At 40.8% G+C, this 3,352-nt stretch carries 5 protein-coding genes; all 5 read right to left on the reverse strand.

The window, feature by feature from the left end; all coding sequences use genetic code 11:
- Positions 1-281: 281 nt before the first annotated feature.
- Positions 282-698 (reverse strand): hypothetical protein, encoded by a 417-nt coding sequence (locus D9N13_RS11800; protein WP_290589938.1) that lies wholly within the window; start codon positions 696-698, stop codon positions 282-284.
- Positions 699-753: 55 nt separating this feature from the next.
- Positions 754-1,479, reverse strand: a complete 726-nt coding sequence (locus D9N13_RS11805; RefSeq protein ID WP_290589942.1) for a class I SAM-dependent methyltransferase — start codon at positions 1,477-1,479, stop codon at positions 754-756.
- A gap of 260 nt (positions 1,480-1,739) precedes the next feature.
- Positions 1,740-2,051, reverse strand: a complete 312-nt coding sequence (locus D9N13_RS11810) for a hypothetical protein (protein ID WP_290589945.1) — start codon at positions 2,049-2,051, stop codon at positions 1,740-1,742.
- A gap of 161 nt (positions 2,052-2,212) precedes the next feature.
- On the reverse strand, positions 2,213-2,620 hold the full coding sequence (locus tag D9N13_RS11815) for a hypothetical protein (protein WP_290589948.1): 408 nt from the start codon (positions 2,618-2,620) through the stop codon (positions 2,213-2,215).
- Between the two features lie 169 nt (positions 2,621-2,789).
- The coding region (locus D9N13_RS11820) for a hypothetical protein (protein WP_290589951.1) at positions 2,790-3,352 on the reverse strand (563 nt) is incomplete at its 5' end.

Consider the following 3,352-nt stretch of genomic DNA (forward strand, 5'->3'; position numbering starts at 1 on the left):
CACCACCCAAGTGCAGACTCGATATTTCCGAGTGGTAGAGCCAGGGCAAACTGAAAAAACTAGCCCGCGCTTCATTTTATATTGCCACTGCCAAAGATCTATCAGGCGAAGCGAAATCCAAATTTAGCTATCAAAACCAACCTCGATTTTAACGCCTGCATAAGCGGCGGTGCTGCGTGGTGAAAAATGGTGCAACAATGAGCGCCAGCGAAAGCACCATTTTTTGCCACGTAGCGCCGTCCAGTGGAGGCCAAAGGCCGGAACGATGCTTGATGCATTTGTTATGCATTTTTAACCTCGATATACCACTTGGGCATCATAGCATCAAAATCCTGTCGGATATTTTCGGATAGATAGTCTGCTGAATCCAATACAAATGGAACGCCATTTACCCGTTTAAATACAACCCAATGCCAGAATTCCTTACCACCTTCCTCATAATGCTTTATAGATAGTAGAGCTAGATCCGGCAACATGTCCCAACTGACAAAAGGGATTTCATTATTCGAAGTTTCAACGCCTTCCCTATTTAATATTTGACGCACATACTGGGTGTCTGACCACAATGATTTGTCTGATGCAAAGATACCCAAGTTATTGGCAATAGCCTTCATATCTGAGTAGGTTAAACCCAGAATGTTCGCGGCAGCAGCAATACCACAACCTGTCTGTTCTTCCTGTATTACAGGTTCTTGCACTTTATCCCCACTTAATCAATTCTAAACGCAACGCACCAAATTGTTATGTGTGTGATTACTTCGTTGCTATGACTGTAGTAACTCCATTTTCAGTATTTGAACTAATCGCATTAAAACCTGCAAGTGACAAGTGCTCCAAAACCCATTTATTTGATAACCTAAGCTTTCGATAAAAGCTCTTGAATAGATCCCATCCATTATCGGATTTTTTATAAACAATATCATTAACCTTTACAGTTTCACGCTCATACTCTAAGAAGCATGTGAAAATAGTGTTTTCGTCGCTTTTTACAGGTAAAATTCGATCTGTATCAGTTAACTCGCATGATAGATCTCTATATGTAATAACCAACCTGCCTCTAGCTTCGAGAGCGGAAAAAGCCTTCGAGAAAAGCAGGTCGACCTTTTCTTTTGAATCTAAATGAAGCAGCGTATCAGTCATACATACAATTAGTTCAATATCTGCTGCCACATATTCATTGAAGTTGATTAAATCATCCCGGATGCATTGAATAGTCAGATTGCCTGAGTTGGCTTTCAATTCGTCTAAAAGGCTTGCATCAAAATCAATTGCGGTAACTGAGTATCCTTTACTTGCTAAGGGAATTGTTTGAAACCCACAACCAGCGCCAAGATCAATCGCTATTTTCGACTGAGCTGGAACTAGATTATGTCGTTCAATAAATTCAACATTCCTTTGAATTCCACTTTCGAATCCACCAAACATCCAAGAATATATTTCTGAAAGTACATTTTCATAATGATCTTCTACAGTAGCCATACTCCATTCCCTGTGGCGAATCACTTTCCCAAATCTAAAATCTCAACGCTCCGAACTCAGATGAAACCGCCCACATAACGCCTGCATAAGCGGCGGCGGTGCGTGGTGAAAAATAGTGCAAAAATGAGCGATAGCGAATGCACTATTTTTTGCCGCGTAGCGCCGTCCAGTGGAGGCCAAAGGCCGGAACGATGCTTGATGCATTTGTTATGCATTATGAATTGGTAAATGCTATACACCGAATTACTAGCCTTGAATGATCACCCATTTTTCGCTATGAATTCCTGAAGATCATCAGATAATACATTTAAATCCTGCTCATCAACCAGGTCGCTACTAACCATTAACGCAAGCTGTATTCGAGCCTTAGATCTGCGATAATCATCAAAAATCAAAGACAGACGCTTGTCATTATTTTCTACTATTTTGTAGACATAAAGATATCTGGAATGTGCGTCCGCATCCTTTTTGTTTAGTGCCTCTTGTATATCTTCAAGCGCTAATGAACAGAATTTGTCTAATGCCTTTTCTCTAATTTTTTTGAATTTTTTCCAATCTGATTCTGAAATCATAATGATCAATCTAAATATATTTAAGTTGGACTATAGAAATATGCCCGGCTTTGCATAACGACTGCCGCAGCCGCTGCGAAGACTGGCGGTTGTTTTGCTGGTTTTTAGCAAAACAAGTGACTGTTTTTGCAGTCGGTTGCCGGCACTTGTTATGTTCTTATTTAGCAGCTCCAAAATAAATAAACTGATTCTTTACTTTGAGATAGAAATTCACGAGCCCGCTTTAAATAATCCACTAATCCTTCTACTGGAGCAGAGCTCCAAAATTCCTCAATCTTTGACCATTCTATCGCAACACTCTCTATTTCATCATCAGAAATTGTGGTTAGCTTCTCTTGAAGAATATTAGGGAAAGCCAACAGTACAGACTCTCCTTCAGGTTCTATTGCTGGCACAAATTCTTTCATTAAAGAGTCATAATCTGAAACACCTAGCATCTCGCCAAGTTTTGAGAGTGGAATGATGTCGATGTTCTTTGCCTGAAACCAGCTACCTTTTTCGTAAATAGTTTCACCATCAATCACTTCTTCAGGTGCATGACCTTGTAAAAATACCAAGTCTGATATCAATTTATTTCTCCTTACTTGCTGATACTACCCATGCACATAACGCCTGCATAAGCGGCGGCGGTGCGTGGTGAAAAATAGTGCAAAAATGAGCAATAGCGAATGCACTATTTTTTGCCGCGTAGCGCCGTCCAGTGGAGGCCAACGGCCGGAACGATGCTTGATGCAATTGTTATGTGCCACCAACACATTTAGCAATTTGTCTTTGTTTTACTAATTCATTTAGTAATTTAGTAGCACTTTCCTTGGAAGGTTTAAACTCAAAAACGCTACAGTGACTTGTATCTGGAGATTCAAAATAATTGCCATAATTTACTAGATGAGCGCATCCGCCGCCCACGTTCTTACCATCTCCCGCATTAGCGCATTTTGACATAGCTATCCAAAAAGCATGTGAATTAGCTGAATCTTTGCATCTTGCATAATCGTTATCTCTACCAAACACAATTTCTCTTACTTCTAATCGGGCAGACTTGTACTCTTCAGTTAACTCACAATCAACCTTGGATGAATTTACATTTGATGCTGCCAATGAAAAGGCAAGCGATACTATTAATAATACGTATTTCAACCATTCACCAGATATTAGTTCAGATTCGACGGCCACATAACGCTGAGGTAACCGGCCCAGCTGCGTTGTGCCAACATGTGGTAAAAAGCGTAGCGACCACATGTTGGCGCGGCGTAGATGGGTCCGCGTTGACCGGATAGTTAAAACGGTGCCGGTACCAACCT

This window comes from Ketobacter sp. GenoA1, from assembly GCF_003671475.1.
Classification (GTDB): Bacteria; Pseudomonadota; Gammaproteobacteria; order Pseudomonadales; family Ketobacteraceae; genus Ketobacter.